Annotated in this window: 23 protein-coding genes, 1 tRNA gene and 4 pseudogenes; 23 read left to right on the top strand and 5 right to left on the bottom strand. The window is 45.3% G+C overall.

Annotated features, from left to right (window positions below):
• Nucleotides 1-137: 137 nt before the first annotated feature.
• Nucleotides 138-305, bottom strand: a pseudogene (locus tag NK638_RS07100) (IS3 family transposase); the annotation flags it as partial.
• Nucleotides 306-369: 64 nt separating this feature from the next.
• On the opposite strand from NK638_RS07100, the pseudogene NK638_RS07095 reads away from it, so the two are divergent.
• Nucleotides 370-873: pseudogene (locus NK638_RS07095) on the top strand (IS1595 family transposase); the annotation flags it as partial.
• Between the two features lie 228 nt (nt 874-1,101).
• On the opposite strand, the gene NK638_RS07090 reads toward NK638_RS07095, so the two are convergent.
• A tRNA-Gly gene (locus NK638_RS07090) sits at nt 1,102-1,176 on the bottom strand.
• Nucleotides 1,177-1,457: 281 nt separating this feature from the next.
• Here NK638_RS07090 and NK638_RS07085 point away from each other — a divergent pair.
• From NK638_RS07085 to NK638_RS07075, 3 genes are all read left to right on the top strand, one after another.
• A complete protein-coding gene (locus NK638_RS07085) occupies nt 1,458-3,128 on the top strand; it encodes an alpha-keto acid decarboxylase family protein (RefSeq protein ID WP_105245247.1) in 1,671 nt (556 codons plus the stop codon).
• Between the two features lie 444 nt (nt 3,129-3,572).
• Nucleotides 3,573-5,363 (top strand): potassium/proton antiporter, encoded by a 1,791-nt coding sequence (locus tag NK638_RS07080; protein WP_274632452.1) that lies wholly within the window; start codon nt 3,573-3,575, stop codon nt 5,361-5,363.
• Nucleotides 5,364-5,395: 32 nt separating this feature from the next.
• Nucleotides 5,396-6,262, top strand: coding sequence for an aldehyde dehydrogenase family protein (locus NK638_RS07075; protein WP_274632451.1), 867 nt, complete (start codon nt 5,396-5,398; stop codon nt 6,260-6,262).
• 123 nt (nt 6,263-6,385) lie between these two features.
• Here NK638_RS07075 and NK638_RS07070 read toward each other — a convergent pair whose 3' ends face one another.
• A complete protein-coding gene (locus NK638_RS07070; RefSeq protein WP_274632450.1) occupies nt 6,386-6,919 on the bottom strand; it encodes a DUF2058 domain-containing protein in 534 nt (177 codons plus the stop codon).
• A gap of 241 nt (nt 6,920-7,160) precedes the next feature.
• On the opposite strand from NK638_RS07070, the gene NK638_RS07065 reads away from it, so the two are divergent.
• The 4 genes from NK638_RS07065 to NK638_RS07050 all read left to right on the top strand — a co-directional run bounded on the left by NK638_RS07065 (nt 7,161) and on the right by NK638_RS07050 (nt 9,881).
• A complete protein-coding gene (locus NK638_RS07065; protein ID WP_274632449.1) occupies nt 7,161-8,024 on the top strand; it encodes a universal stress protein in 864 nt (287 codons plus the stop codon).
• A gap of 45 nt (nt 8,025-8,069) precedes the next feature.
• Complete coding sequence (locus NK638_RS07060; RefSeq protein WP_274632448.1) at nt 8,070-8,420, top strand: cupin domain-containing protein; 351 nt, start codon at nt 8,070-8,072, stop codon at nt 8,418-8,420.
• Nucleotides 8,421-8,505: 85 nt separating this feature from the next.
• Nucleotides 8,506-8,706 carry a hypothetical protein gene (locus NK638_RS07055; RefSeq protein ID WP_274632447.1) on the top strand — a complete coding sequence of 67 codons (201 nt, stop codon included), beginning with the start codon at nt 8,506-8,508 and terminating at the stop codon, nt 8,704-8,706.
• A 248-nt stretch (nt 8,707-8,954) separates the two neighbouring features.
• Nucleotides 8,955-9,881, top strand: coding sequence for a bestrophin family protein (locus tag NK638_RS07050; protein WP_274632446.1), 927 nt, complete (start codon nt 8,955-8,957; stop codon nt 9,879-9,881).
• Between the two features lie 451 nt (nt 9,882-10,332).
• Here the strand turns inward: NK638_RS07050 and NK638_RS07045 are convergent.
• Nucleotides 10,333-10,721 (bottom strand): annotated as a pseudogene (locus NK638_RS07045) (IS5 family transposase); the annotation flags it as partial.
• A gap of 302 nt (nt 10,722-11,023) precedes the next feature.
• On the opposite strand from NK638_RS07045, the gene NK638_RS07040 reads away from it, so the two are divergent.
• The 11 genes from NK638_RS07040 (at nt 11,024) to NK638_RS06990 (ending at nt 20,797) form a co-directional block, all read left to right on the top strand.
• Nucleotides 11,024-11,695, top strand: coding sequence for a 2Fe-2S iron-sulfur cluster-binding protein (locus NK638_RS07040; protein ID WP_192994210.1), 672 nt, complete (start codon nt 11,024-11,026; stop codon nt 11,693-11,695).
• The gene (locus tag NK638_RS07035) at nt 11,692-12,135 is read left to right on the top strand and encodes an FAD binding domain-containing protein (RefSeq protein WP_274632445.1); all 444 of its coding nucleotides are present in this window, start codon (nt 11,692-11,694) and stop codon (nt 12,133-12,135) included. The genes NK638_RS07040 and NK638_RS07035 overlap by 4 nt, the downstream gene beginning before the upstream one ends.
• On the top strand, nt 12,116-12,751 hold the full coding sequence (locus tag NK638_RS07030; protein WP_274632444.1) for an FAD binding domain-containing protein: 636 nt from the start codon (nt 12,116-12,118) through the stop codon (nt 12,749-12,751). The genes NK638_RS07035 and NK638_RS07030 overlap by 20 nt, the downstream gene beginning before the upstream one ends.
• A 2-nt stretch (nt 12,752-12,753) precedes the next feature.
• Complete coding sequence (locus NK638_RS07025) at nt 12,754-15,267, top strand: xanthine dehydrogenase family protein molybdopterin-binding subunit (RefSeq protein WP_274632443.1); 2,514 nt, start codon at nt 12,754-12,756, stop codon at nt 15,265-15,267.
• A gap of 115 nt (nt 15,268-15,382) precedes the next feature.
• On the top strand, nt 15,383-16,639 hold the full coding sequence (locus tag NK638_RS07020) for an XdhC family protein (protein WP_274632442.1): 1,257 nt from the start codon (nt 15,383-15,385) through the stop codon (nt 16,637-16,639).
• Entirely contained in the window at nt 16,632-17,339 is a 708-nt protein-coding gene (locus NK638_RS07015; RefSeq protein ID WP_274632441.1) for a nucleotidyltransferase family protein, read from the top strand. The genes NK638_RS07020 and NK638_RS07015 overlap by 8 nt, the downstream gene beginning before the upstream one ends.
• Nucleotides 17,340-17,482: 143 nt before the next feature.
• The gene (moaA, locus tag NK638_RS07010) at nt 17,483-18,580 is read left to right on the top strand and encodes a GTP 3',8-cyclase MoaA (protein ID WP_274632440.1); all 1,098 of its coding nucleotides are present in this window, start codon (nt 17,483-17,485) and stop codon (nt 18,578-18,580) included.
• A gap of 96 nt (nt 18,581-18,676) precedes the next feature.
• Nucleotides 18,677-19,207 (top strand): molybdenum cofactor biosynthesis protein B, encoded by a 531-nt coding sequence (moaB, locus tag NK638_RS07005; RefSeq protein ID WP_274632439.1) that lies wholly within the window; start codon nt 18,677-18,679, stop codon nt 19,205-19,207.
• 52 nt (nt 19,208-19,259) lie between these two features.
• Nucleotides 19,260-19,799, top strand: coding sequence for a cyclic pyranopterin monophosphate synthase MoaC (moaC, locus tag NK638_RS07000; protein ID WP_274632438.1), 540 nt, complete (start codon nt 19,260-19,262; stop codon nt 19,797-19,799).
• Nucleotides 19,800-19,897: 98 nt separating this feature from the next.
• Nucleotides 19,898-20,164 carry a MoaD/ThiS family protein gene (locus NK638_RS06995; protein ID WP_274632437.1) on the top strand — a complete coding sequence of 89 codons (267 nt, stop codon included), beginning with the start codon at nt 19,898-19,900 and terminating at the stop codon, nt 20,162-20,164.
• Between the two features lie 102 nt (nt 20,165-20,266).
• Nucleotides 20,267-20,797, top strand: a complete 531-nt coding sequence (locus tag NK638_RS06990; RefSeq protein WP_198336530.1) for a molybdenum cofactor biosynthesis protein MoaE — start codon at nt 20,267-20,269, stop codon at nt 20,795-20,797.
• A gap of 42 nt (nt 20,798-20,839) precedes the next feature.
• Here the strand turns inward: NK638_RS06990 and NK638_RS06985 are convergent.
• A pseudogene (locus NK638_RS06985) lies at nt 20,840-21,491 on the bottom strand (IS1595 family transposase).
• Between the two features lie 403 nt (nt 21,492-21,894).
• On the opposite strand from NK638_RS06985, the gene NK638_RS06980 reads away from it, so the two are divergent.
• The 4 genes from NK638_RS06980 to NK638_RS06965 all read left to right on the top strand — a co-directional run bounded on the left by NK638_RS06980 (nt 21,895) and on the right by NK638_RS06965 (nt 25,905).
• A complete protein-coding gene (locus tag NK638_RS06980) occupies nt 21,895-22,437 on the top strand; it encodes a hypothetical protein (RefSeq protein WP_058023649.1) in 543 nt (180 codons plus the stop codon).
• 90 nt (nt 22,438-22,527) lie between these two features.
• Nucleotides 22,528-24,090 carry a Dyp-type peroxidase gene (locus NK638_RS06975; protein WP_274632436.1) on the top strand — a complete coding sequence of 521 codons (1,563 nt, stop codon included), beginning with the start codon at nt 22,528-22,530 and terminating at the stop codon, nt 24,088-24,090.
• Between the two features lie 66 nt (nt 24,091-24,156).
• Nucleotides 24,157-25,305 (top strand): catalase family protein, encoded by a 1,149-nt coding sequence (locus NK638_RS06970; RefSeq protein ID WP_274632435.1) that lies wholly within the window; start codon nt 24,157-24,159, stop codon nt 25,303-25,305.
• A 441-nt stretch (nt 25,306-25,746) separates the two neighbouring features.
• Complete coding sequence (locus tag NK638_RS06965) at nt 25,747-25,905, top strand: helix-turn-helix domain-containing protein (protein WP_342454258.1); 159 nt, start codon at nt 25,747-25,749, stop codon at nt 25,903-25,905.
• Nucleotides 25,906-25,951 lie beyond the last annotated feature (46 nt).

The raw sequence follows: 25,951 nt of genomic DNA, 5'->3' as shown, positions 1-25,951 counted from the left end.
CTCACAGCGCAGATGGGAGTTAAAAGCTGTCAATTGAAGACGCATAAATATAAGCATGCTGACGAGACGCATAAAACGCATCACAATATCTTGACCCCTGCCGTCAAATCCGTATACATAAACTTGGGAGATTTTAGTTACGCAGCTTGACGATAATAATCAAACCACATCTGTCTTGGCGATTTATAGCTCAAGCCCTTTTGAATCCTAGTCTGGTTGTAATATAGCTCGATGTATCTAATGATATCGGTAATGGCGGCAAATCTAGTTTTATGATCCTTATGATATACCAACTCATTCTTCAAGGGGCTGTCCTAGATAAGTAAAATTATTTAGGATAGCACTATGCGAAAGAGTAAACTAAGTTGGTATAAACATAGTCAAGACCCTGGTCTATTTGAAGGCGAAATCGAAGTAGACGAATCATACTTTGGTGGCACTCGTAAAGGCAAGCGAGGGCGAGGTGCTGGTAGCAAAGTGCCCGTGTTTGGCCTATTAAAGCGTAATGGTAAAGTCTACGCTTGTATGATACCCAATGCTAAAGCAGATACTTTGATCCCCATCATAAGAGAAAAAGTGAAGCCTGATAGCATTGTTTATACTGACTCATTTAAAAGCGATAACGCATTAGATGTCAGTGAGTTTACTCATTATCGTATCAACCACTCCAAAACCTTTGTTAATGACAAGAATCACATTAACGGTATAGAGAACTTCTGGAACCAATCTAAACGGCATCTACGTAAGTTTAACGGAATTCCAAAAGAGCATTTTCACCTCTATTTAAAGGAATGTGAGTGGCGTTTTAATGACAGTGACCCAAAGTCGCAATTACTACCATTAAAACAATGGGTTAAACAGGGTTTGAATTAGTTATCTAGGACAGCCCCTTAAATATTTTTAGGTTGGGGTCAGTTCGGTATTCGCAGTTTTAGGGCAGGGCACGGTTTGGGCACCAAATGGGCACCGCACCGAAAATGAGCTTTTTAATTGAGTAGATAAACTTAACTATAAGAAAATAAATATTCGAAGAAATGCTCTGCAAGCCCCGAAAGATGGACAAAAAAAAGCCTCACTATTAAGTGAGGCTTTTTAAATATTTGGAGCGGGATAAGAGATTCGAACTCTCGACCCCAACCTTGGCAAGGTTGTGCTCTACCACTGAGCTAATCCCGCTGATTCATCGTTTGATTAACTATCATCAGATGATGAAGGCGTATTATACGCAGTTTTTTTGAGGTGTCAACACCCTTGACGAAAAAAGTAAAAGTTAGCAAGACAGGTATGTCATCTGCTCATAAATGTATGTTATAACGGTTTCTTATAATATGCATTCCAAAAGCTTTGCATTGAAAAATAAGCTGGGATACATTTTATAGTTTGTTTTTATGATGGTTTTCATCATAGATACCTACCAATCATACATACTTATAATGACAGATCATAAGGATAAGGAAATGAGTCAACAATATACCATCGCAGATTATTTGTTTGATCGCATCGCAGAGGCGGGTGCAAGTGATATATTCGGTGTGCCAGGGGATTTTAATCTCACGTTTTTAGACAATATCATCGCCTCTGACAAGCTGCGCTGGGTCGGCAATACCAATGAGCTAAACGCAGGTTATGCCGCTGATGGCTACGCACGTGAGCGTGGTTTTGCGGCCATGGTGACGACCTTTGGGGTGGGTGAGTTATCAGCGATTAATGCCACGGCAGGCTCTTTTGCCGAGTATGCGCCAGTGCTGCACGTCGTCGGTGCGCCGAGCACAGCGCTGCAAGATGCCAAACGCCGTATTCACCATACGCTTGGAGATGGGGTATTCAATCACTTTATCAAGATGGTAGAGCCTGTGACCGTCGCACGGGCACAGATTACGCCAGAAAACGCCGCCTCAGAGATCGACCGTGTGATCCGCGTGATCCTCAAAAAACACCGCCCAGGCTATCTTCTGTTGTCGCCAGATGTGGCAAAAATGCCGATTTATCCACCGACGACCAAGCTCGATGACAGTCAAGAAGACATCACCAGTCAAGCGGCGCTGGCAGACTTCAAGCAAGCGCTCACCGAGTTTTTGCCCAACAAGACCACCACGCTGATGGCAGATTTGATGGTGCATCGTTTGGGGTTACAAAACCAGCTAAAAGCGTTAATCGCTGAGACAGAGATTCCTTATACTACGCTGTCATGGGGTAAAACACTGCTTGATGAAAACAGTGAGCGCTGGGCGGGTACTTATGCTGGTGTTGCCTCACGTCCTGTGGTAAAGGACGCCGTAGAAAACTGTGAGTGTTTGATTAAAATTGGCGTGCAATATACTGATACGACGACGGCAGGCTTTAGCCAAAATATCGATCAAAAAACAGTGGTCGACTTGCACTATGAGCGGGCGTCTATCAGTGGTCGCAACTTTGCTCCGATTGCGCTAAAGGACTCGTTGCAAGTGCTGCATGAAGTGATGACTTCTGGTATCGAAGTTGTACCCAAGCCATTTTGTAAAGAGATGACACCGCATGAGCAAAACGGCAAAGATGATGAGGCTATTCGTCAAGACGATCTGTGGCATATCATCGCTGATCATTTAGATCATAATAATCTGGTGTTTTCGGATCAAGGCACCTCGTATTTTGGCATCAGTGATGTGCGCTTGCCAGAAGGAGTGACTTCTTATGGCCAGCCGATGTGGGGATCCATTGGTTATACGCTGCCGGCCAGCCTAGGCGCTGCCATTGCTTCACCAAATAAGCGTAGCGTGCTGCTCATCGGTGATGGTTCGGCCTTACTGACGGTACAAGAAATCGCTGTCATGATTCAAGAGCGTATCAATCCGGTGATTGTGCTGATCAATAATGATGGCTATACCGTTGAACGCGCTATCCATGGCGAAAACCAGCACTACAATGATATCCCTCGTTGTGACTGGCAGATGATGCCAAAAGCCTTTGGTGCTACCGAAGACAACAGCTTACTGCTCAAAGTCACCACGGCAGGTGAGCTAAAAGCTGCGCTCAAGCAAGCGGCTGCTACCACCGATAAGCTGGTGATGCTAGAGGTGATGGCTGATAAGCATGATATTCCGCCGCTATTGGCCGATATCAGTGCGGCGCTAAAACCAAAAAATGACTGATGGCATGGTAATGCTATGCGATAGCTAAAGCAGTCATCTGCTCGCTTGTATTTACTCGCTACCTGACCTCACTTGGCATCTGTGCTGAGTGGGGTTTTTTGTGTACTTATCGATACGTGTCGATAGTTAAGATTTATTATCAGGTATGGTGAGCGAGGCGGGTATTATCATGATAAATTAGACGGTTAACAGAGGATAGGAGAGGCCGTATCATGATTTGGCTAAAAATGCTTATGAATGAATTGAAGGTATGGCTGACTAAAATAAATAGATATGAAAAGTATTTTTTAAAATAGGATTTTTGCTCTCGCTCGTAGATGTTATTCTTAGAGGCGCTTTGAGCATTTTATTTGCAGTATTATCGATCGCGTCACCATCTCGTCAGGTCAGTGCTATCGCACGCGCAACATTTGTCATCACCGATAACCATAGGGCTTAAAATAGATGGATACCTTAAATATCCTATATCTCGTAGGAGCATTGTTGATTTTTGCCAGTATCATGGCAAGTACTTTATCCGCGCGTTTGGGTGTGCCATTATTGTTGTTGTTTTTGATAGTTGGCATGCTGGCAGGCGAGCAAGGTATCTTAGGCATTGAGTTTTCTCAGTATGGTATTGCCAATTTTGTCGGGCAGGCGGCGCTCGCTTGTATCTTGCTCGATGGTGGTCTGCGTACCTCTTTTAAATCATTTCGCGTCGGACTCAAGCCGGCGGTGACGTTGGCCACATGGGGCGTGCTGACGACGGTGATGGTGCTTGGGGTTTTTGTCACTTGGCTGCTTGATGTCGATTGGCGTTTTGGGCTGCTGATGGCCGCTATCGTTGGCTCAACCGATGCCGCCGCAGTATTTTCGCTACTACGTAATGGCGGGGTCAAGCTAAACGACCGCGTACAAGCCACGCTAGAGTTGGAGTCGGGTGCCAACGATCCGCTGGCCATTTTATTGGTGACAGGACTGATTGCTTTAAATGTCGATCCGGCAGGTCAGAGCGTTCTTGGTTTTTTGGGTTTGCTGTTGCAGCAGCTGGGCGTGGGTCTGGGCATGGGACTGTTATTTGGCTACCTGCTAGCGCGTCTGTTGCCAAAAGTGCATCTGGCCGAGGGTATGTATGCCATTTTGATACTGTCCGCGGGCCTTTCGGTCTTTGCTGCGACCAATTTGCTTGGCGGTAGTGGCTTTTTGGCGGTCTATCTGACGGGCGTACTGATCGGCAACCATAAGGTGCGCTCGACTGAACATGTCATGCGCGTGATGGATAGCTTTGCTTGGTTGTCGCAAGCGGTTTTGTTTGTGGTACTGGGGCTGTTGGTGACGCCATCAAACGTCATCAACGTCTGGCATTATTCGGTGGCGATTGCAGCCTTTATGATACTGGTGGCACGTCCGATTGCGGTCTATACCAGCGTCAAGCCCTTTAAGTTTAAAGACAGAGAGATTGGTTTTATCTCTTGGGTGGGGCTGCGCGGGGCAGTTCCGATTACCCTTGCTATTTTGCCTGTGATGGCTGGCATAGAGGATGCCTTTATGTTGTTTGACATTGCCTTTGGGGTAGTGGTGCTGTCATTGATCCTGCAAGGGACGACGATTCCTTTTATGGCCAATGCATTTCGGGTGCGTATTCCGACCAATAAAGACCCAAAAGAAGAGCATGAAGTTTGGGTGTCAGACAAGGCCAGTATTACCCTGTATGAGTTTGAGGTGCAAGCAGGGGCGTTTGCGATAGGTCGCCATCCGCTCGGTATCTCCAACCGCATCAGCCCAGATGAGATCAGTGTGTTTGCTTTGGTGCGCGGTCAGCAAATTGTCGTGGTCGAGGAGGACACCAAACTCAGATATGGCGATAGCGTCTGGTATGCCATGCGCGGCAACCACGCCAGCAAGATCGCCAAGATTTTCCATGACACGACTTTAGACCGTAAAGCCATCGATGACTTTTATGGTGACTGGCTGCTATCACCCAGTGTCAAGCTTGGTGATTTGCCCTTTTTTACCGACATGGCGACCTCAGAGTCGCTGGCAGACACTCTCAAGTATAAAAAGCTAAAAAACACTGAGAGCAAGTGGGAGCAGACCGTCGCTGAGTATGTCGCACAAAGCTTAGAGACCGCGCCTGTGTCGGGGGATACGGTAGAGATCGATGATGTGTGGTCATTGGTGATCAAGGAGGTCGATGACAAAGGCAAGCTCAGAACGATCGGTCTAAAACATGAAGAGCCGGAAAAAGCGCTTTAGTCGTTTGCCGGCTGTGATAGCAGACTCATCATATGCTGCAAAAAATCCGCGACATGCTTATGCATGTTTTGCCGATTATTCTCAAACCGTCAGAGGTGGGCGCTGCGATGACCAGTCATCCGCTGATTGATAAAGTCTCCTTTACCGGTAGTAATAGCGTCGGCGAAAAAGTGATGCGCCAAGCTGCAGCAGGTATCAAAGGCATCAGCCTAGAGCTGGGGGGTAAGTCCGCTATCGTGGTATGTGCAGATGCTGATATCGACTATGCCTGCGATTTGATCATAGGCGGTATCTTTACCAATGCTGGGCAGATTTGTTCAGCAACCTCAAGGCTGCTTGTCCACCAAGACATTGCTGAGTCATTATTTGCAGTATTAAAAACAAAAACAGAAACTCTGAAAATAGGTGATGGTTTTGCGGCGGACACGCAAATGGGGCCATTGGTCAGTGTTCAGCAGCTGGCGCAGGTCAAAAAATATATCGATATCGCAACTGAAGAAAACCTGCACTGCCTAACGGGAGGCACCCTCTTAGCGCGTCAAGGATATTTTGCTGCGCCGACCATTTATACCGAGGTACCAGCGACCAGTCGCTTGTGGACAGAGGAGGTGTTTGGGCCTGTGTTGGTGAGTGCGACCTTTGCAGATAACGCGCAGGCGATAGCGCTTGCCAATGACAGTAAATATGCCTTGGCTGCGAGTATTGTCAGCGCTGATGAGCATGCAGCGTTAGAGATGGCACGGCACATTCGAGCCGGTCATATTTGGGTCAATGAGCAGCAAATCGTTGTGCCCGAAGCGGGCTGGGGCGGGTTTAAGCAAAGTGGTATCGGCCGAGAATTAGGGACTGATGGCTTATCTGCTTATCAAAAGAGTAAGCATGTTTTGCTACCGTCTTAATTGTCGTTTTGATGACAGTCTTTATGAGTGCTCTTATGTCTCTGTCAAAAAACCCCCTGTATAGAACGCCTATATAGGGGGTTTTGGTTAATGCGTAGTCAGTAGCAATTGAATAACTGCGACCTACCACATCAAGTCATCTGGAATCACGTAAGCAGCATAAGGATCGTCTTCTGCCAACGCGTCTTCGGCAGTATCGTTTGACACCACCATAAAGCCTGTCATCTTAGCATCTATACGGTCTGCTAGTGGGCGCGGTAGCAGGGCATAGCTGTCCTCTAGGCGTGCTATGACCACATGGCCTGCGACGATTTGATCATAGAGCTTTTGGGTGATATAAATCTTTTTGATTTTCGTATCATCCACAAACTGATAAGTAATCTCACCTTGTGTATCAGTGAGCTGATGCTGCTTAATCATCTGAATGATATTGGCTTTTCGTGTTTTTTCTTCTAACGCTCGTTGTTTTTCTTGATTGAGCTTTTGGTCTTTTTCCAGCTTTTTTGCTTGAGCTTCTGCCAGCGCCTTTTTGGCTGCTGCGCTGTCTGAGTCGCCAGTACGTTTGGCATGCTCTGCTTGTCTGCTGATTTTTTTGGCCTTTTTGCTATCGACCAAACCAGCTTTTAATAATTGAGCCTGAAGGGCGTTTTTTGCCATAATTCACTCACCTAAATCCACTCATTGAAACCGCGATATGTCACTTACAACATCCAAGCCCTGTATTGTAGCAAAATTTGCTAAGAGATGGGGTGTGAGTCTGTCAGACGTCGCTGGATGATATCGGCCAAATTGGGTATCATCAAGGCAGTGGCTGAGGTTTTAGTATTTGGCCATATTAAAGAGCTATATAGTTATAAATAGCGGTATCAGGGTAAATAACGATGATTAAGGACAGATTATGACAACATCGCAGCACATTTTGGCTTGTATCGATGGCTCGGCCGTGACCGCATCCGTCTGTGATTATGCCGCATGGTACGCCAGTCGAATAAACTTACCCGTTGGTCTGCTGCATGTCAGCGATGTGCCAGCGTCGTTTAGACGTGATCTGTCAGGGGCGATAGGGATTAATAGCCGTGAGTTTTTGTTAGAGGAGCTGGCGCAGTTAGACGAGCAAAGAGCCAAGGTGGTCAATAGCTATAGCAATGCGCTGGTGCAGGATGCCAAAAGCCATATTCGTAATAAGTTTGGTGATCTTGAGGTGCTTATTTATCAAAGACGAGGCAAGTTACTGCCAGCCATTGAGCATTTTGCCACAGCAAACCGCGCCATCGTGATGGGTCGCCGCGGAGAAGATCACAAATATAGCCGCATCAATATTGGTAGTCAGATAGAGACGGTCGCCCGTGCCTCTGATGTTCCCGTGGTGATTTGCTCAGAGACGTTTAAAGAGCCGCGCTCATATATGATTGCGTTTGATGGTAGCAAGACTGCCATAAAGGCGGTGAAAATGGTGGCTAAAAGCCCTATGTTAAAAGGTCTCGATAGTCATGTCGTGATGATCGGCAATCATAATGATGCCGCCAAACAAAGCCTAAGCGCGGCCGCTGCCCAATTACAAGAGGCGGGTTTTAGCGTAAAGGCGCATCATTTATCGGCCTCCGATGCGGTCGATGGTCTATTAAAGTTTCAATTAGACAATGACATCGATATTATGGTGGTGGGCGCATACGGGCATTCAAAACTACAGCAGTTGTTTTTGGGCAGCACCACCACAGAGATCATCGCTAGCACGTTGTCGCCTGTGGTTTTGCTACGTTAGCCGTTTGCGTTTTTTGGAAAATACGCAGTTTTTGGACAGTATGCTATGTTGATTAATGCAGATTTTACTCGCGTCGCCACCTCACTACCCAAGCAGCAGCAATGGGTAAAATCACCGCAAAAGGGGGTAGAGCGCATCATGCTCGATCGTGTGGGTGCAGAAAAAGCTCGTGCCACCAGCTTTGTGCGTTATGCTCCTCAGTCTGACTTTCCGCATCACCGTCATCCGGGCGGCGAGGAGATATTTGTACTGGCAGGTGAGTTGCACGCTGACGGTGAGACTTTTTTGCGCTATAGCTGGATACGCCTGCCGACCGACACACCATTAGAGATGGTATCTGGCCCTAGCGGCGCAACCGTCTATATCAAGACGGGGCATCTGCATTGGTTTAGTTAGCTAAGTGCTGCCCATTAAACGCCAATCATTTACAGCTTCTTATTGCCTGCGCTTACGTCTGCGCAGGCACCGTGTTATCTGTTGTATGGCCAAAAGCCTGAGCGAAGGGGTGGAGAGTAGACTGGTGCTGGCGGTTGATGATTTGTATCCTACAGAGTGGCTGGCCGGCTTACTTGAAACGTTTGATAGCCTGTTTCCTAGCGTAGAGTTAGAGCTGCTGGTGGACGCGTTTCATGACCGAGTACCTCCATGGGTGAATAAAGTGACAGCGCATACAAGACAATGACGCACTGAGCATACATATGATGCGTCTTATCAGCGGATCGTTAAATATTCTGTTTTTTAATAACCGTATTCTACTTATGACACAATGAGGCGGCAAAACGCAAAGGGTTTGATGCTAAAATCGCCAGTCAGTCATGACGCAGTAAGCAGCAATGTCTTAATAGACACTCAGTACGTGACCCTGTCTATCATTGTTCAACCCTGTGTTTGATGCCGCGTACACTACTTTTAACACCATAGGACACTGTCATGATCGTTTGGCAAAAACCGAATGCATTTAGAATACTTTTTACTTTGCGCGGCTCCGTTATTCCTCATATCTTTCCACAAGTTTTATTGATTAGCTTACTGAGTGCCATCATCTCGGCCATCCAGCACTGGATTCCCAGCTCCTTTTCTTCTTATGGCGCGGCGCCTTTTACTTTACTTGGCATCGCTCTGTCTTTGTTTTTGGGTTTTCGTAACAATGCCAGTTATCAGCGTTGGTGGGAGGGTCGGCATTTGTGGGGGCAGTTGGTATATGATGCGCGCAGTTTTACCCGTCAGGTGCTCTCATTTATCGAGGACGATAGCGAAGCGGGACGACACATGCAGCAGGAGCTGGTGCGTCTGACTATCGCGTTTACTCATGCGCTCAGGCACCGGCTGCGAAGTACCGCGCCATGGGAGGATGTTGAGCGTTTTGTGGCGCCTGAGTATCATGCAAGCATGCGTCAAGCGGGCAATTTGCCTGAGTATCTATTGCGCCTGCTAGGCAAAAAGCTGGGGGAGGTTCGACGCCAACAGCTCTCCTCTGATCTGATGATACAAAACATGGATGAGCGCGTCACCTCGATGACGATTGTGTTGGCGGCTTGCGAGCGGATTCATAATACGCCACTACCCTTTGCCTATACGCTATTGGTGCATCGTACCACTTATTTGTACTGCTTTATGCTGCCGTTTGGTTTGGCGACGTCCTTGGGCTGGGTGACACCGTTGGTGTGCGGCGTCATTGCTTATACGTTCTTTGGATTGGATGCGCTCAACGAAGAAATCACCGATCCGTTCGGCGTTGCGGCCAATCACTTGCCACTGAGCGCTATCTCGCGCACCATCGAGATAAACCTACTAGAAGCCTTGGGAGAGACGGATTTGCCGCCTGAATTGATGTCTCAGGGTGGTTATTTGCAATAATAACACTTGCACGGTTGGGGTCATCAAGAGCTGAGCGCTGTATGCATAGCGCTCAGTTTTTTGTTTTTTGGTGACAGAGATTTTTATATCGAATTAACAATAACAGGCAGATTTTTAGTTAATGATAATTGTTTTCGTTATCATTCGCGTGTAAAATCGGCCACAGTGAGCGCGCAAGTGATGCGATAAATATGTGCGTCTATCGCAAAATGACAGGTAGCGCTGTTCCCCGTAAGCACGGGGATTAACCGTACGCTTAGTAGGGTCTTTAGAATATTCCTAATAGGCATCTGATAATTAGAAATGTCTTTAGACAATAAAAAACCCTTACAAGCAAACGCTTGTAAGGGTGTCTTGTTTTTCAATATATGGCGGGCCCAGTATCAACCATATTGAAAAAATAAATTTTTGATTTATATATTATTATTTAATAATAATTTTATTTATAACCAACTATTGCCATGATTTTAGTGGTCATACCGCCTCTTGATTTGCCAATTGCCTGCTGACAAGCCCCCCTTTTGCGCCTTGTCCATGACGATGTACCTTAATAATAGTGCCATCAATCATGGCATACTCTAAATCTGAGTCATTCAGAGCATTAAATAGCTTGCTGAATCTATCGCTTTTTACCCATCGACGGTAGCGCTTATAAACACTGTTCCAGTTACCAAATTCAGGGGGTAGATCTCGCCACGGACTACCTGTACGGACAATCCATAGAACAGCTTCGATAAATAATCGAGTATTTACGGCTGTTCTACCAACATCGGTCTCTTTACCTGCACAATACGGTGCTATCTTTGCCCACTGGGCATCACTTAGTGTTAATCTAGTCATAACACTATGATTGTCAATTATTCTCTATATGTCAACACACCCTAATAATGCCGTTACATAAGTAAACAGTACGCCAAACTGCTATATCCTCGCTCATCGATAAAACCTATCCTACTTTTAGTAAGCCAATAGTAAGGTCTGTGCTTGATGCTGAGAGCTGAATTCATCGCTCTGTTCTACTCTCTTAACGCCAAGAGAGTAACATTTACTACACAGACGCCCCAGTCTGCTGCCTCTACTATTTTATGGAGACTTATTAGTTATCCTTAAATTTAGCCATTATCTGCCAGCGGGAAGCCAGCATGAATACCTTGACTCTAAATATCAATAATCAAGATTACTCCTTTGACGATCTTGATCCGCGCACGACAATTCTAGATTTATGTCGTCAACATCTACAAATTACCGGACCCAAAAAAGGCTGTGATCACGGTCAATGCGGCGCTTGCACTATGCTTATCAATGGTGAGCGCATCAACTCGTGCTTGACCCTTGCGGTTATGCATGACGGCGATGAAATCACCACGATCGAGGGCATCGGAATGCCTGAGTCGTTATCAGCCTTGCAACAAGCCTTTAAAGATCATGATGCCTTTCAGTGTGGGTATTGCACGCCAGGGCAGATTTGTTCCGCCACGGCTTTAATAGAAGAGGTGAAACAAAACTGGCCAAGCTATGTGACGACAGATCTCAAAAACCCGAATGGGTTGTTAGTTCAAGAGATCGCTGAGCGAATGAGTGGCAATATTTGTCGCTGTTCTGCTTACCCCAATATCGTGGATGCCATCTCACAAGTGCTTGAGAGCGAAGTGTCAAATAAGCGTGCTTCTTCTAGTGAAGAGACGACTACAGGTTCGCTGCAAGACTCAGCAGTGACAGGTATTTGGTCGCCGCCGCCCAGTCAGTCCCAACTTGGTAATCAATCAGTAAACCATAATAAAAATGCCAGTAGCACAGCAGGAGGCCGCTCATGAAACGCTTTGAATATATCCGTGCCCTTGAACCGCAGCAAGCGGTAATGTTTGCTACTCCTAAAGAAGCCTCATTTATCGCAGGCGGTACCAATTTGCTTGATCTCATGAAGTTTGAGATTGAAACGCCAACCAAGCTGGTTGATGTGACACGCTTAGAGCTTGAACAGATTGAAGACACTGCCGATGGCGGCCTACGTATCGGAACCTTGGTAAGCAATAGTGATTTGGCCGCGCATCCTAGTGTGATTGCCAATTATCCGGTATTGTCTCGTGCGATATTAGCAGGGGCGACCGGACAGCTACGCAATAAAGCGACGACTGGCGGTAACTTCCTGCAGCGTACGCGCTGCTACTACTTTTATCATACCGATAGCCCTTGTAATAAGCGTGAACCGGGTACTGGCTGTCCTGCAATTAACGGTGAGAACCGATACCGATAGCCCTTGTAATAAGCGTGAACCGGGTACTGGCTGTCCTGCAATTAACGGTGAGAACCGCCCCCTTGCGATTTTAGGCACAAGTGACGCTTGTATTGCTCAACACCCGTCTGATATGGCGGTTGCTATGCGTTTGCTTGACGCTACTATTGAGACTGCCAAAACCGATGGCTCGACTCGGCAGATTCCAATAAAAGACTTTTATTGTCTGCCAAAAGACACTCCCCATATCGAAAACGTTTTAGAGTCAGGCGAGCTTATCACGCATGTCGTGCTGCCAGCGCCTATTAAAGGTATACACACTTATGACAAAGTGCGTGACCGCGCCTCTTATGCTTTTGCGCTTGTATCGTGTGCAGCTGTGATAGACGCTGATGATAATGGCAATTTGACGACAGTACGCTTAGCATTTGGCGGTATTGGTACTCAGCCATGGCGCAATGAAGATGTGGAAGAGTTGTTGACGGATACGCAGGGCGACGATGACACTATCAATCAGGCAGCAGATTTGTTGTTAAAAGATGCCAAAGGTAGCGGTCAAAACGATTTTAAAATACCACTAACACGCCGTTTGCTAAAACAGGCCATTAAGCGTGCATTAGCGGGCGAGGGAGCATAATCATGTCATTATTAGATTCAGTACTACCGGCAGAGCCCACTAACAAAGAGAAGATGGATAAGCCGGTTGAGACGTTATTCGACAAAACAGCAAGTAATTTGGTAGGTAAACCAATTAACCGCGTCGAGGGCTCGTTAAAGGTTAGCGGTCAAGCTCATTATTCAGCAGAGATTCAATTAGACAATAAAGTGTATGGTGTCTTGGTTAGCTCGACCATCGCAAAAGGAAAAGTTGAAAAAATCGATAGCGACTCGATTGCCCATATACCAGGTATCATTAAAGTCGTCACTGACCCTAAGCGCTTCTTACGTAACTCACAGCAAGGCGGTGAGACCGAAGCACCGACTCAGGGTGTGAGTGAGGTTTTTTATCATGGTGAGCCCATCGCAGTCGTTGTCGCTGAAACTTTTGAAGCGGCGACCGAAGGCGCCAAGGCCCTTAAAGTCACTTATAAAGACGAAACCGATCAAGCGGCTTTGGATTTTACTAAAGAGCTGCCTAACGCCCATGAGGTAAATGAGAAAAAAGGCTCGGATAAGAATGCCAAGCACGGAGATCCAGAGCAAGGCCTTGCTGATTCGGCGGTAACCCTTGATAGGTTGTACCATACCCCAAGTCAGAGTAACTCACCGATGGAACCGCATGTTACTTTGGCTCATTGGGAAGATGACAAGCTGGTCTTATATACTTCAAACCAGATGATCGCCTCTTGTAAGCAGCAAGTAATGGACGCATTAGATTTGAAGAAAGATCAAGTCGAGCTGATCTCATACTATGTCGGCGGCGGCTTTGGTAGTAAGCTAGGTATCGCGCCAGAATCTATTGCTGCCGCTATTGCTTCTAAAGAAGTCGGTCGTCCGGTACTGATTACTATGACGCGCCCGCAAGTGATGGAGGCGACGGTAAGACGCTCAAACACCCGTCAGCGTATTGCTATTGGTTGTGATGAAGAGGGTATCATTAATACCATTATTCACGATACCACGACCAGCAATTTGCCAGGCGAGGCGTTCTTTGAACCAACAGCATTATCCACTCACTTTTTGTACCGCGGAGAGAATCGCCGCGTCAGTTATGAGATGGTGGACATGAATCAATTGTTATCAGGCTCTATGCGTGCCCCTGGCGAAGCGGTGGGTATGATCGCACTTGAATGTGCGATGGATGAGCTGGCGACTAAGCTTCAGATAGATCCTATTGAGCTGCGCCGCCGTAATGAGCCTGAAGAGGACCCTAGCGAAGAGATGCCGTTCTCCACCCGTCAGCTAGTCGCTTGTATGGAAAAAGGCGCTGAACAGTTTGGTTGGGATAAGCATAATCCAAAGCCTGCCAGTCAATTAGAGGGCGACTGGTGGATAGGTACTGGCATGGCTGGCGCCTCTCGTGGCAATATGCTGCAGCCTTCTGAAGCACGTGCGATACTACAAGTAGATGATTCAAAAGAGCTTGGCGTCAAAGCTATTATCGAAACCGACATGACTGATATCGGCACAGGCTCTTACACCGTATTTACTCAGGTCGCCGCCGATTTGTTAGGACTGCCTATCGATCATATCGAGATGAAACTTGGCGACAGTGATTTACCGCCAGCGTCAGGTTCTGGCGGTAGTTTTGGCGCGGCCAGTGCTGGTAGTGGGGTTTATTTGGCTTGTGAGCAGCTACGCAAAATGCTTGCAAAAAAAGTAGGTCTACATGCCGATACGATTCGTATAGATAACGGTCAAATCCAAAAATCAGGTGAGCATCAGCCTAGTAAGGCAGAAGCCGCTATTGGAGCAAGTAGAGAAAAAGTAGCAGATTTTGTCGATAAAAACTTGGTGGAAAAAGGAGTAGTCGATAAAAGCGAGGTAGACAAAGTATCAGGCTTGGTAGATAAGGCTGTAGACTTGGCAGATAAGGTGTCGGCAAAGACAGGTATGCCGCTTCCTGAACTAAAACCTGCAAATGAGCAATACGACTTTGATGATAATCAGTCCTATGCACTAGCTGATATTATTGCTCAGTTTGACGAGCAAGAAATCAGCGCCAAAGGCCAGATCAAGCCGGGTAAAAATGGCAAAAACCTTCGCCAAGCCTCGTTTGGGGCCAACTTCGCTGAAGTGGCGGTACATAAAGTCACCGGTGAGATTCGCGTCAAGCGTATGACTGGCGTGTATGCAGCAGGACGTATTCTCAACCATAAGCTTGCAACCTCGCAGTGTTATGGCGGTATGGTATTTGGTATAGGTTCTGCTTTGATGGAAGAGGTCATTCATGACAAGCGCGATGGGCGCTTATGTAACCATGACCTTGCCGAGTACCATGTGCCGGTCAACGCTGACGTACCGCAGTTGGATGTGATTTTGTTAGAAGAGGATGACCCTTATACCAACCCTATGCATATTAAAGGTATTGGGGAAACCTCTATATCAGGGTCAGCGGCAGCCATTGCCAATGCCATCTATAATGCAGTCGGGGTGCGTGTTTATGACTTCCCGATTACTTTGGACAAAATATTAGCTGATATGCCTGAGTAATAGTCGACATCGAAGTATAGACCCTGTTGAATAAAACCTGCTAAATATTAACATTAACGTTAAGCAGGTTTTATTTATTTCTATTCTTTAAAGTATAAAAAAGAAAAGCAAAAATATGAATCAAGTCGCAGACATTCTACAGCTCGCCTTTGACGCACGGCAGCAGCACGTTGATGCGGTGCTCGCGACAGTCGTGCGCACTGAAGGCTCAGCTTATCGTAAACCTGGCGCTATGATGCTTATTTGCGAGGATGGTCGCTCAGTAGGTATGATAAGCGGCGGCTGCCTTGAACCGCACATTATTAAACGCGCCTTTTGGCTGACGCGTCATGGCGCAAGCGTGCAGGTCTATCAAACCGGTGATGAGCAAAAAGAAGACTTGGAGGATGAGCTAGAGGAAAAGTTAGATAATGATGCTATAGATTTTGCAGTAGACTTAGAAGATGAGCTGAACTTTGGTTTAGGCTGCAATGGTAAAGTTCATGTGTTATTTGAGCGCTTATCTTCAGCTATGCCGTATTTAGATTTAATTCAGAAAGTTCGTCAAAGTGGAGAGTCTACTACTGTCGCTACTTTAATACGCTCTAACAGCTCTGAGGTGGCCGTTGGTACTAGAGTTCATTTAAACGCCAGTTTTTTAGATGACAGTTTTTTAGATGACAGTAAAAACTCACAAGAGATACCAGAGCAAACCACAAATTTACCAAAGCCAATAATCGATGAGTTATCTGCTTATAAAGTGAGTAAAAGACACGCTGATTATCTGGTTTTAAAAAGTCCGGTTGCAAATGACAATAGCTTAAAAGACGCTATACAAACCGAGTGGTTAGTGCAACGCGTGCAACCGCAGATTCGACTTTTGGTTTGCGGAGCAGGCAATGATGTGATGCCGCTAGTAACCATGGCAAAGCTGCAAGATTGGCACGTCACCGTGATCGATAGTCGGCCGCAGTATGCCACTCGCCAACGTTTCCCGCAGGCTGATGCTGCGTTATACGTGGCTCTTAACGATAGCGAAACTTTACTTAAACTGAGTCAAAATGCAGCGGTAGCACTAATGTCGCATAGCCTCAGCCAAGATCGGGCACGCTTAGCTGTCTTGTTAAAGAATGCCAATCATTGCAATTACATCGGTCAGTTAGGCCCGAGCTATCGTACTGAGCGTTTGATTAAGGAGATTAGCGCAACTTGCGCTGACCCTACCGCCTTGGCAGACGGTATCAATCAGCTGCACTACCCTATCGGTTATAAGCTTGGCGGTGATGGCCCTGAAGCGTTAGCGCTAAGTATCATCGCGCAAATTAGCGCTGTCGTTTATGAGCAAGTTGCGGTTACTAAAGAGTTAGCGCAGCCAAAAGCCAGCTATGAATGACAAGGATAGCTCATCATTCAATCAAAACAAACCTCCAAATCATGCGGTCATTATTTTAGCCAGCGGATTAAGTCATCGATTAGGTCAGCCAAAGCAGCTTCTAGAAAAACAAGGTAAACCATTAATTAACTATATGACGATGCTTGCTTTGGTGACTCAGCCAAAAGCTGTTATTGTCGTCATTCCTCAGCAAGATACAGCTATTACTGACGTTATCGAAACGGCTGTTAACCGTTTGACAGCGCCAAACTCAAGCATACAAATCGTTAGTAACCCTAATCCACAATTAGGAATGGCAAAGAGCTTATCTTTAGCTATTGATGCATTAAAATCTCAGCATGATTTAGCGATGAAGCGCGTATTGATTATGGGCGTGGATCAAGTATTATTAAGCGCTCCTCATTTAGATCAACTTCTAACACAAGATAATATAGTCGTCGCCAGTCGTTACCCGAATTTGGATGAGAGATTTATTATTGATGATAATAAGCATGATATCGTGGGTGTGCCATTAGTTGTCAGTTATAAAGTACTAAAATCATGGCAATCCTCGCTCAGTGGCGATAAAGGCTTGCGGCACTTTATTAGAGCGCTAGCTCCTGAGAAAGTCACCACGGTGGCTCACTCAAATCTTAGCTATGATATTGATACTCCTAAACAATTAGCTTATGCTCGACAGCAAGGATGGCTCGATTATTAATATAACTGCCTATAGAACGGTCATTATTGGCCGCTTTGTTTAGCTATTGAGTCTAAGGGCTGTTTAGAAATACATAATTTTGACAACAATAGCGCCCGTAATCGCTTATACTCTTTTATGACCCCATTATTGGGAGTACCTTTTTGTATTCACCTGTTTTAAAGCCTGATATTTTTGATCCACAAGCACAGAATCGCTCAGTGTTATCCTCTGTCGACTCTGCTCGTGCCAGTCATTTAGTCGCTGATCATTCGGTGGTTGATAGTAAACCGCTAACCGATGGTTTTTCGCGGCGACTGACTTATTTACGTCTTTCTATCACTGATTTTTGTAATTTTCGCTGTGAGTATTGCCTGCCAAACGGCTACCAAGGCAAACGCCCCTCCGATGAGCTCAGCGTCGCTGAAATCAAAACTTTGATTCAAGGCTTTGCGCAAGTGGGCACGCAAAAGGTGCGTATCACTGGTGGCGAGCCATCGATCAGACGCGATGTGGTAGAGATTATCGAAACGATCAAGAATACCGCTGGTATCGAGATGGTCGCAATGACTAGCAATGGCTACAAGCTTGGCAAGCACCTAGCCAACTGGCAGGCGGCAGGACTGAACCAGCTCAACATCAGTATGGATAGTTTCGATGCCGATACTTTTCATCAGATGACGGGCTTTAATACCCAGCCCCAGCTGATGCGCGACATGGACACCCTCCTAGCGACTACTGATATTAAACTCAAAATTAATAGTATCTTAATGGCGGAAACTGCTTTTCAAAACTTAATTGACGCGATGGACTACGTCAAAGACCGTCCTGTGACCTACCGCTTTATCGAGTTTATGCAGACCAGTGACAACAGCGATTTGTTTTTTGCTCAGCATGCGCAGTCTGATATGATTACGGATTATCTGCTCGAGCGCGGTTGGCAGTCGCATGATCGCGGTAGCGCTGATGGCCCTGCGATAGAATACAGCCATCCTGACTATCTCGGGCGTATCGGTATGATTGCCCCTTATGCCGCGCACTTTTGTGATAACTGTAATCGTCTTCGCGTGAGTAGCCAAGGCAAAGTGCATCTGTGTCTATTTGATGAAGGTAATTACGATATTCGAGATTATCTAAAAAACGACGATGTGCAAGGTCTAGTCAACACCTTGCATAGCTTTATGCCAATTAAGCCTGAGCATCACCATCTGCATGAGTCTAATAGCGGCATGATGCACAACTTATCGATTATCGGTGGTTAGAGTATGTAGATGGAGCTCTCATAGTAAAACGGCAAACTGTCAAACCGTAAAAATAAAATATTTAAACTTATCAAATGATTAGAATTAGGAATATCTATGTCTAAGCCTGCTGCAGAATTTATCCCGCTGAATATTGCTGTGCTTTGTGTCTCTGACAGTCGTACGCTTGAGGAGGATAGCTCAGGGCAGTACTTAGCCGATAGCTTAGTTGAGGCGGGTCACCACTTAGCTGATCGTCAGCTGATTACTGATGATATTTATCAAATTCGTGCGGTCATTAGTGGCTGGATTGCTGATCCTAATGTGCATGCAGTAATCACCACAGGCGGCACTGGGTTTTTTATCCGTGATAGTATGCCAGAAGCGGTCAGCGTATTGTTTGACAAGTCGATTGACGGTTTTGGCGAGATGTTCCGTTTGCTCTCCAAAGATGATATCGGTATGTCAACCATTCAGTCGCGCGCTATCGCTGGTATGGCCAATGGCACAGGCATCTTCTGCCTGCCGGGTTCGACCGGTGCTTGCCGTACCGGCTGGAATGATATCTTAAAAGAGCAGTTCGATAACCGTACCCGTCCTTGTAACTTTGTTGCGCACTTTATGCGCGCCAATCCAGGTCACGACTAGCGTTTTGAGACTTATACAATATAAGTAACCTTTAATGAGTTAAGAAAAATACATGTCTATATCTTCTGATTATAAAAATGCTCCGACTAATACTGCAAACCACTCGCACGCTACCCTATCGCATTTAGACAGCGATGGTGAGATTCATATGGTCGATGTGGGCCACAAAACAGCTACTACTAGAGAAGCGCATGCTGTTGGTCAGGTGTGTTTTCCAGCGGACATCTATGGTCAAATAAAAGCCGCTGATGGCATGACAAAAAAAGGCAGTATCACCCAAACTGCCCATATCGCAGGTATTATGGCAGCCAAGCGTACTCATGATTTGATTCCGCTTTGTCATCCATTGCCGCTAGATAAGATTGGCTTAAGTTTCGAGTATGACGACAGCTTAAATAGCATCATGGTCAATGCAACGGTGAAAGTCACTCACAAAACTGGGGTGGAGATGGAAGCGCTGACCGCTGTTAGCGTGGCTTGCCTGACCATCTATGACATGACCAAAGCGCTGTCGCATAACATCGTGATTGATGGAGTCAGACTCATGACTAAGACCGGTGGCAAATCAGATTATAACCATCAAGTAACATAGTCTAAGTGTGATATTTTATCAAAAATAATTTTAGCGAATAAATGATTTCAAGCAACGCCGCACTTTTTCATGCAGCGCCGCTCTATAGGAGTAGTAAGATGACTGACAAGACAAATGATTTGATGACCATCAATGTACTGTATTTTGCCAGTCTTGCGGACGAAGCCAATTGTCAGCAAGAGCAAGTCACGCTTGCCTCTGATACTTCACTAGCTCAGCTATATGAGCAGCTTCGCGATAAGCATCACTTTAGCCATCCGCAAGCCGATCTGCGTGTGGCGGTAAATGATTACTTTGCCAAATGGGATGATCCGATTAATGATGGCGATAGCGTGGTGTTTATTACCCCTGTGGCAGGCGGTTAGTCGCTAATTATCTGTCGTAGACTACAACTCTAGCCTAGCAAAAATAACACAACTCAAAATAGTCGAACTAAACTAGAACCGATTCATAATCTGAGCATATCAATGACTGGTGAGAATAAAAACAACGAAATAAAAATTGGCGATAAAGAAGACGTACATAGCCAATCGATGCAAATCAAGCGCAGTGCTGATGACGCTTATGCTATCGCTGAGCGTGATGGTTTTGCGCTATTAGATGAAGCTATTGACGAGACGCGCCTTAGAGCCATGCTCGATGACGACAGCTGCGGTGCTTTTGCTTGTTTTGAAGGTCGCGTGCGCAATCATAATAATGCCAGCTGTGTCGAGCGTTTGACTTACTACGGCTATGAGGATTTGGCGATTAACCAAGGTCGGCAAATCATGGATGAGGCTAAAGAAAAATTTGAGATTACCGCTGCGGTTGCCATTCACCGTATCGGTGCATTAGAGATTGGCGATATTGCCGTTTGGATCGGTGTGATCTCCGCCCACCGCTATCCGGCGTTTGATGCTTGCCGCTGGATCCTCGATACCATCAAAGCCGATATTCCCGTTTGGAAGCAAGAATATTATGACAATGAGTCGCCCAAATGGCTAAGCAACAACGGTTAACTCATGATGACTAATAGATAATGGGGCTGTAGTAGATAAGGATTAAATATCACACCATTTTCTCAAGGTTTTCAGCTGATTAGATGGTGAGCCATAGTTAAATCTACACTCGCACCCTTTTAAAAAAAATGGAAGTTCTTCTTATCGATTCCATTATACCTTCTTAGAGTTCGTTTAGACTGATTCCAGAAGTTCTCAATGCCATTGATGTGATTGTTTTTACCGCAAGTGAACTCTTTAGAGTGATTGACTCTGAAATGTTTAAACTCACTCACAATGCATTGTAACTTCGATAGCTATCCGTATAAACAAAGCTGTCAGGCTTGATTTTACGCTTAATAACAGGCATTAGGGTAGTCTGTTTGGTGTCTGCTACGACAATGGTATAAACCTTACCGTTTCGTTTTAGAGTCCCAAATACAGCGGTTTTACCAGCAGCCCCGCGACCTCTTTTGCCTTTGCGTACACCGCCAAAGAAACTTTCATCTCATTCGACCTCACCATCAAAAAGTTCATCAGCTTCTAATGAGAGATGGTAATCTATCACAGGTCTTATTTTATGATAAAAAAGTGCAGCAGTGTTATACTGAATGTTGAGCAAATCTGCGGCTGTTCTAGCAGTCACTTCAGCTGTGAAAAACTCTGACAGCCTTCGCTGTACTTTTTTACTTAATTTACAACGGGTTATCTTCATAAAAGTAGTCTAGCATAGTGCTTATCTACTACAGCCCCTAAATAATTATAAAAACTCGAAGTATGATTTCAAAGCTTGGTTACCTAGAGTAGCCAAGCTTTTTTAGTATTTAATAACGAATACAAAAACAGTCATGCTTTTAAAGACTTAATAAGTACGACCAAGATTTATTGCGCCGGTAAGTGCGCCGTCTATCTTTGTAACACTGCTGCAATCTAAAACGTTATTGTTAAACCTATGTTTTGTTTTGTGTGATTAGTCCGCTATTACTTGAGCCTTTTACCGTTTTTGCTATGGTAATAGCTCAACAGCAATCATATAGGAAAGACTTATGAGTAAAAACAATAATAAAGAGCGCATTATCGATAATTCAGAAGATCTGAAAGATAAAATCACTGAGTCTATGGATGCCTTTAAACTGCGGGCAGATCTGTTAGTGGCGAATTTAAAAGAGGGCGGCAATGATGGTTATGATCACTCAACCTCTAGCGCCGGCGAGAAAGGTCTAAAGTCAGGCAAAGTATCCGAGCTTACCGTTATCGCACCGTTAAAAGACGGCGGCGCTGCCCGTCTCAAAGAGATTCTAAAAATAGCAGGGGGCAATCTAAAAGGCGCGACAAGGGTAGGCACTTTGCACGATTTGCGCTTCGTCTTTTTAGATAATGATACAAGAGTGCTTTTTTGCACCGCTTATGACGGTGACTGGGATCCTTATATTGATGATTTCGCCACCAAAATTCCTGAACTCATGGATATTTTATTTGGCAATGTCGAGGGCTGGCCGGGTATTAAAGACCCAAGTGTTAAGCAGTTTATTCTTGATCATCAGATTACCGCTGCAGGCTGGTACGTAGGCGTCCCGCATCTGACGGTACAAGATATTCGCCGTCATGAGCGTATTGTTAAAGGCATCAATAAAGCTTTAGATGAAGCGCAAACAAACTAATTTTTTAGACATTGTATTTTTAAGCGCATAAATTTCAGGGCTTTGATACGGTCATACTTTAATAACGATAAAAAATGAATAGGGCGATGTATGAGTAATGATGATAATAAACCTTTAACGGGATTGACCGATAAGTTGCAAGACTTAAAAGATGAGTTTGGCAATCGCATCGAAAACAGTGATTTTGAGACGTGGCTTAAAGGCGTGAAAGAGGAAGTCGGTGACGGTATTGAGATGATGGCTCGTAGGGCGCGCGGGGTCTTTAACCCCAATCTCGTCACCATGCAGCTAAAAGATATTCAATCCATCGTCCTACGTGAGCGTCCCACCCCATATTTTGGCACGGTAGTAGCACTAAAAATCAATAATGCTGACGTTGGCAAACAAATGCTAGCGCAGGTGTTGCCTCATGTAACCGGTAGTGAAGACTGGCACAAAGATATGCAAGCCACGCTGTCTATCGTCATGACTTACGAGGGTCTACAAGCGTTAGGTGTACCGCAGTCATCACTTGATAGCTTTCCTGAGTCTTTTAAAGCAGGTATGGCAGCGCGTGCTGAGCAGTTACGCGATTTTGATGTTAATGCCCCTGAGAATTGGATGGCACCTTTTGGGGATAAGGGTGATATCCATGTGGGTGCGGCTATTATCGCTGATACCAAAGATAAATGGCAGGTCAAACTTGACGAGCTTCGAGATAATCTTACCGATCATATCGATGTGGACAATCCTGCTAATGGTGATGTAGAAATCCTAATCGAGCAGGACTTTGGTTCAAATGACAACGTCAAAAACGTCTTTGGTTATCGTGATGGTATCAGTAATCCTGAGATTCAAGGCAGTGGTATTCAGACGCCTTCGAACCATGACGGCGATCCTATTGCCGCAGGGGAGTTTGTGCTCGGTTACGAAGGGGAGGCGGGACTAGTTGCACCTATGCCGCAGCCTGAAGTCTTAGGCAAGAACGGCTCGTTTATGGTGTTACGTGTTTATCATAGCCATGTTGCTACTTTTAATAAATACCGCAAAGATAATACCGACAGCGAGGAAGAGGCGGAGCTGCTGGGTGCAAAAATGTGGGGACGCTGGCGTTCAGGCGCGCCGCTCATTTTGTCTCCCGATCATGATGATAAAGCGCTTGGCGATGATCCTAGCCGCAATAACGACTTTGGTTATAAAGACGATCCTTACGGTAAAAAGTGTCCGTTTGGTGCACATATCAGGCGTATGAACCCACGCGATAGCGAAGATTTTATTTTATCCGATGTGCGTATTCACCGTATCGTTAGACGTAGCGTGGGCTTTGGTGAAGTTGTGCCACCCGATGTAATAGAGGACGATGGCAAAGATCGCGGTCTGTTTTTTATTGGTATTAATGCTCATGCCATGGAGACGGTTGAGTTCTTGCAATCACAGTGGATCAACGATGGCAACTTTATGAGCTTAGGCGAAGAAAAAGATCCTATGGTTGGTTTGCACTCTGGTGATAAAGGAGGAAGTGATAAAGACAGCGATGCAGATAACTTTACTGTTCCGGCTGATCTAATTCGCAAACGCTACCATGGTATTGAAACCTTTAATACCTTGCACGGCGGCGAGTACTTTTTTATTCCGAGTTTATCGGCGCTAAAATGGATTAGCGAGCTGTCTTAACTCTCAGTACCATTTGTAATAGTCACCACTTAACAATAATAATCATGAATAAAATTAGGAAATATAATGCTAAAAAAATTATTTAAACCCAAATACGTCCCCTACGATCCAAAATATATCGAATTAAATGCTGAGGACGAAAAAAACATTCGTACTATTACCAACGATATCAAAAGCTATATTGCGCGTAGTGATAAAGCCAGCAATATCGATTATCACACGCGTGATGCCCATGCCAAGGGGTACTGCGCACTAAAAGCCAAGTTTGAGATATTAGATGATATCCCCAAAGAGTACGCGCAAGGTTTGTATGCTAAAGCGGGCATTCATGATGCGGTGATTCGTTTGTCCAACGGTTCATCTCGAGTATTCGCTGATCGTAAGTTGGGCTTTGCTCAAGGTCTTGCGATTAAAGTCTTTGACGTACCGGGTAAGAAGCTCGCTCCCGGGGAGGAGGACAGTACGACCTTTGATTATAACTTTATCAATCATCCGGTGTTCTTTTGCAATAGAATTGAGGAGTATACCTATCTCTCAAGACTGTTTTTGGAATTACCTAAATACACGGAGAAGGGCGCGATCGGTAAAGCGCAGTTGGCGTTTAACTGGCTGACCAATTACGGCTCAAGATTACCAACCAAAGAGTCGATTAAAACCTTTAAAGCTATCGGCGGCTTTACGAGGATTGAACCACAAAACACCTTGTTATACGACTTTCATTCGCAAGGTGTGGTGCGTCATGGTGATTATATGGCAAAGATACGGGCAACGCCAACAGCCGCTTCTGTCAAAAAAGTCACGCGCCGTGATGTCGATGTCGACGCCCGCGAAGAGGCGCTGCGACCGCTTATCGTCGAGGAGATACGCGAACATGATTATCAGTTTGATATCCAGATTCAGCTATGCCGTAATCTCAAAAAGCAGCCGATTGAGGAGATTACGACGCAGTGGCAAGAGTCGGATACGCCCTTTGTCACCGTAGCGCGTTTAACCATTCCTTGCCAAGACGTACCAGATGACGGTAATTTTGAGATTATGGAGAATCTATCCTTTACTCCATTTCGCTGTCTTGAAGAGAACCGTCCTATCGGGAACTTACAACAGTCGCGTCTCAAGGCCTATCAAGTCGCCTCCGAGACTCGCCATAAACTCAACGACGTCAAGCGCCGTGAGCCAAAGAGTTTAAAGGAGACGTTTGCTAAGTCTTTTTTTTAGACTAATCGTTTTTAGACTAATCATTTTGAAGTTTATAGATCAAAAAAAGCCAGTCGTTATGTGACTGGCTCTTTTGTATCATAAGAATGTGTCTTGTACTAAAAACATCAGCTATTTAAGCTTGGCACTATCAAAACCTTACTATCGTTGTTGTTTGACCCTTCGATAGTAATACAAATGTTTCAACACATTATGGGTTTTGCATAATTTGAGTGATTTGAATTGAGCCTAATTAATTAGATCCAAGTCCAAGTTCTACCTTGGTGTTTTTGGTAAGTACAAATACGAGTACAGCGCCTATAATAATTATAATAATTATGCTCGCGCTTATAACACGCAAGCTCAAAGCTTCAGATAAGACCAGCGCGCCGCCCATATAGTCACCTGACCACAAAAATGTTATAAAATAAACCAACTAAACGATTACCACTATAAACAACTATGACTTACTCTCTAGATTATCGCAAACAAGTTTTAAAAAGCTTAGATGAGGGTATGACCTTTGCCGAAGCTGCTGCTTTCTATGATATCAGTCCAACGACTATCCAGAAGTGGAAAAAGCGTCTTCATAGTAAAACCACTCGATATATTAAGCCCTAGCTCAAGATGTCAAAGACCACCCTGACGATTATCACTATGAGCGAGC

Source organism: Psychrobacter sp. A3, from assembly GCF_028823565.1.
Classification (GTDB): domain Bacteria; phylum Pseudomonadota; class Gammaproteobacteria; order Pseudomonadales; family Moraxellaceae; genus Psychrobacter; species Psychrobacter celer.
This window is presented reverse-complemented; position numbering and strand designations above follow the sequence as displayed.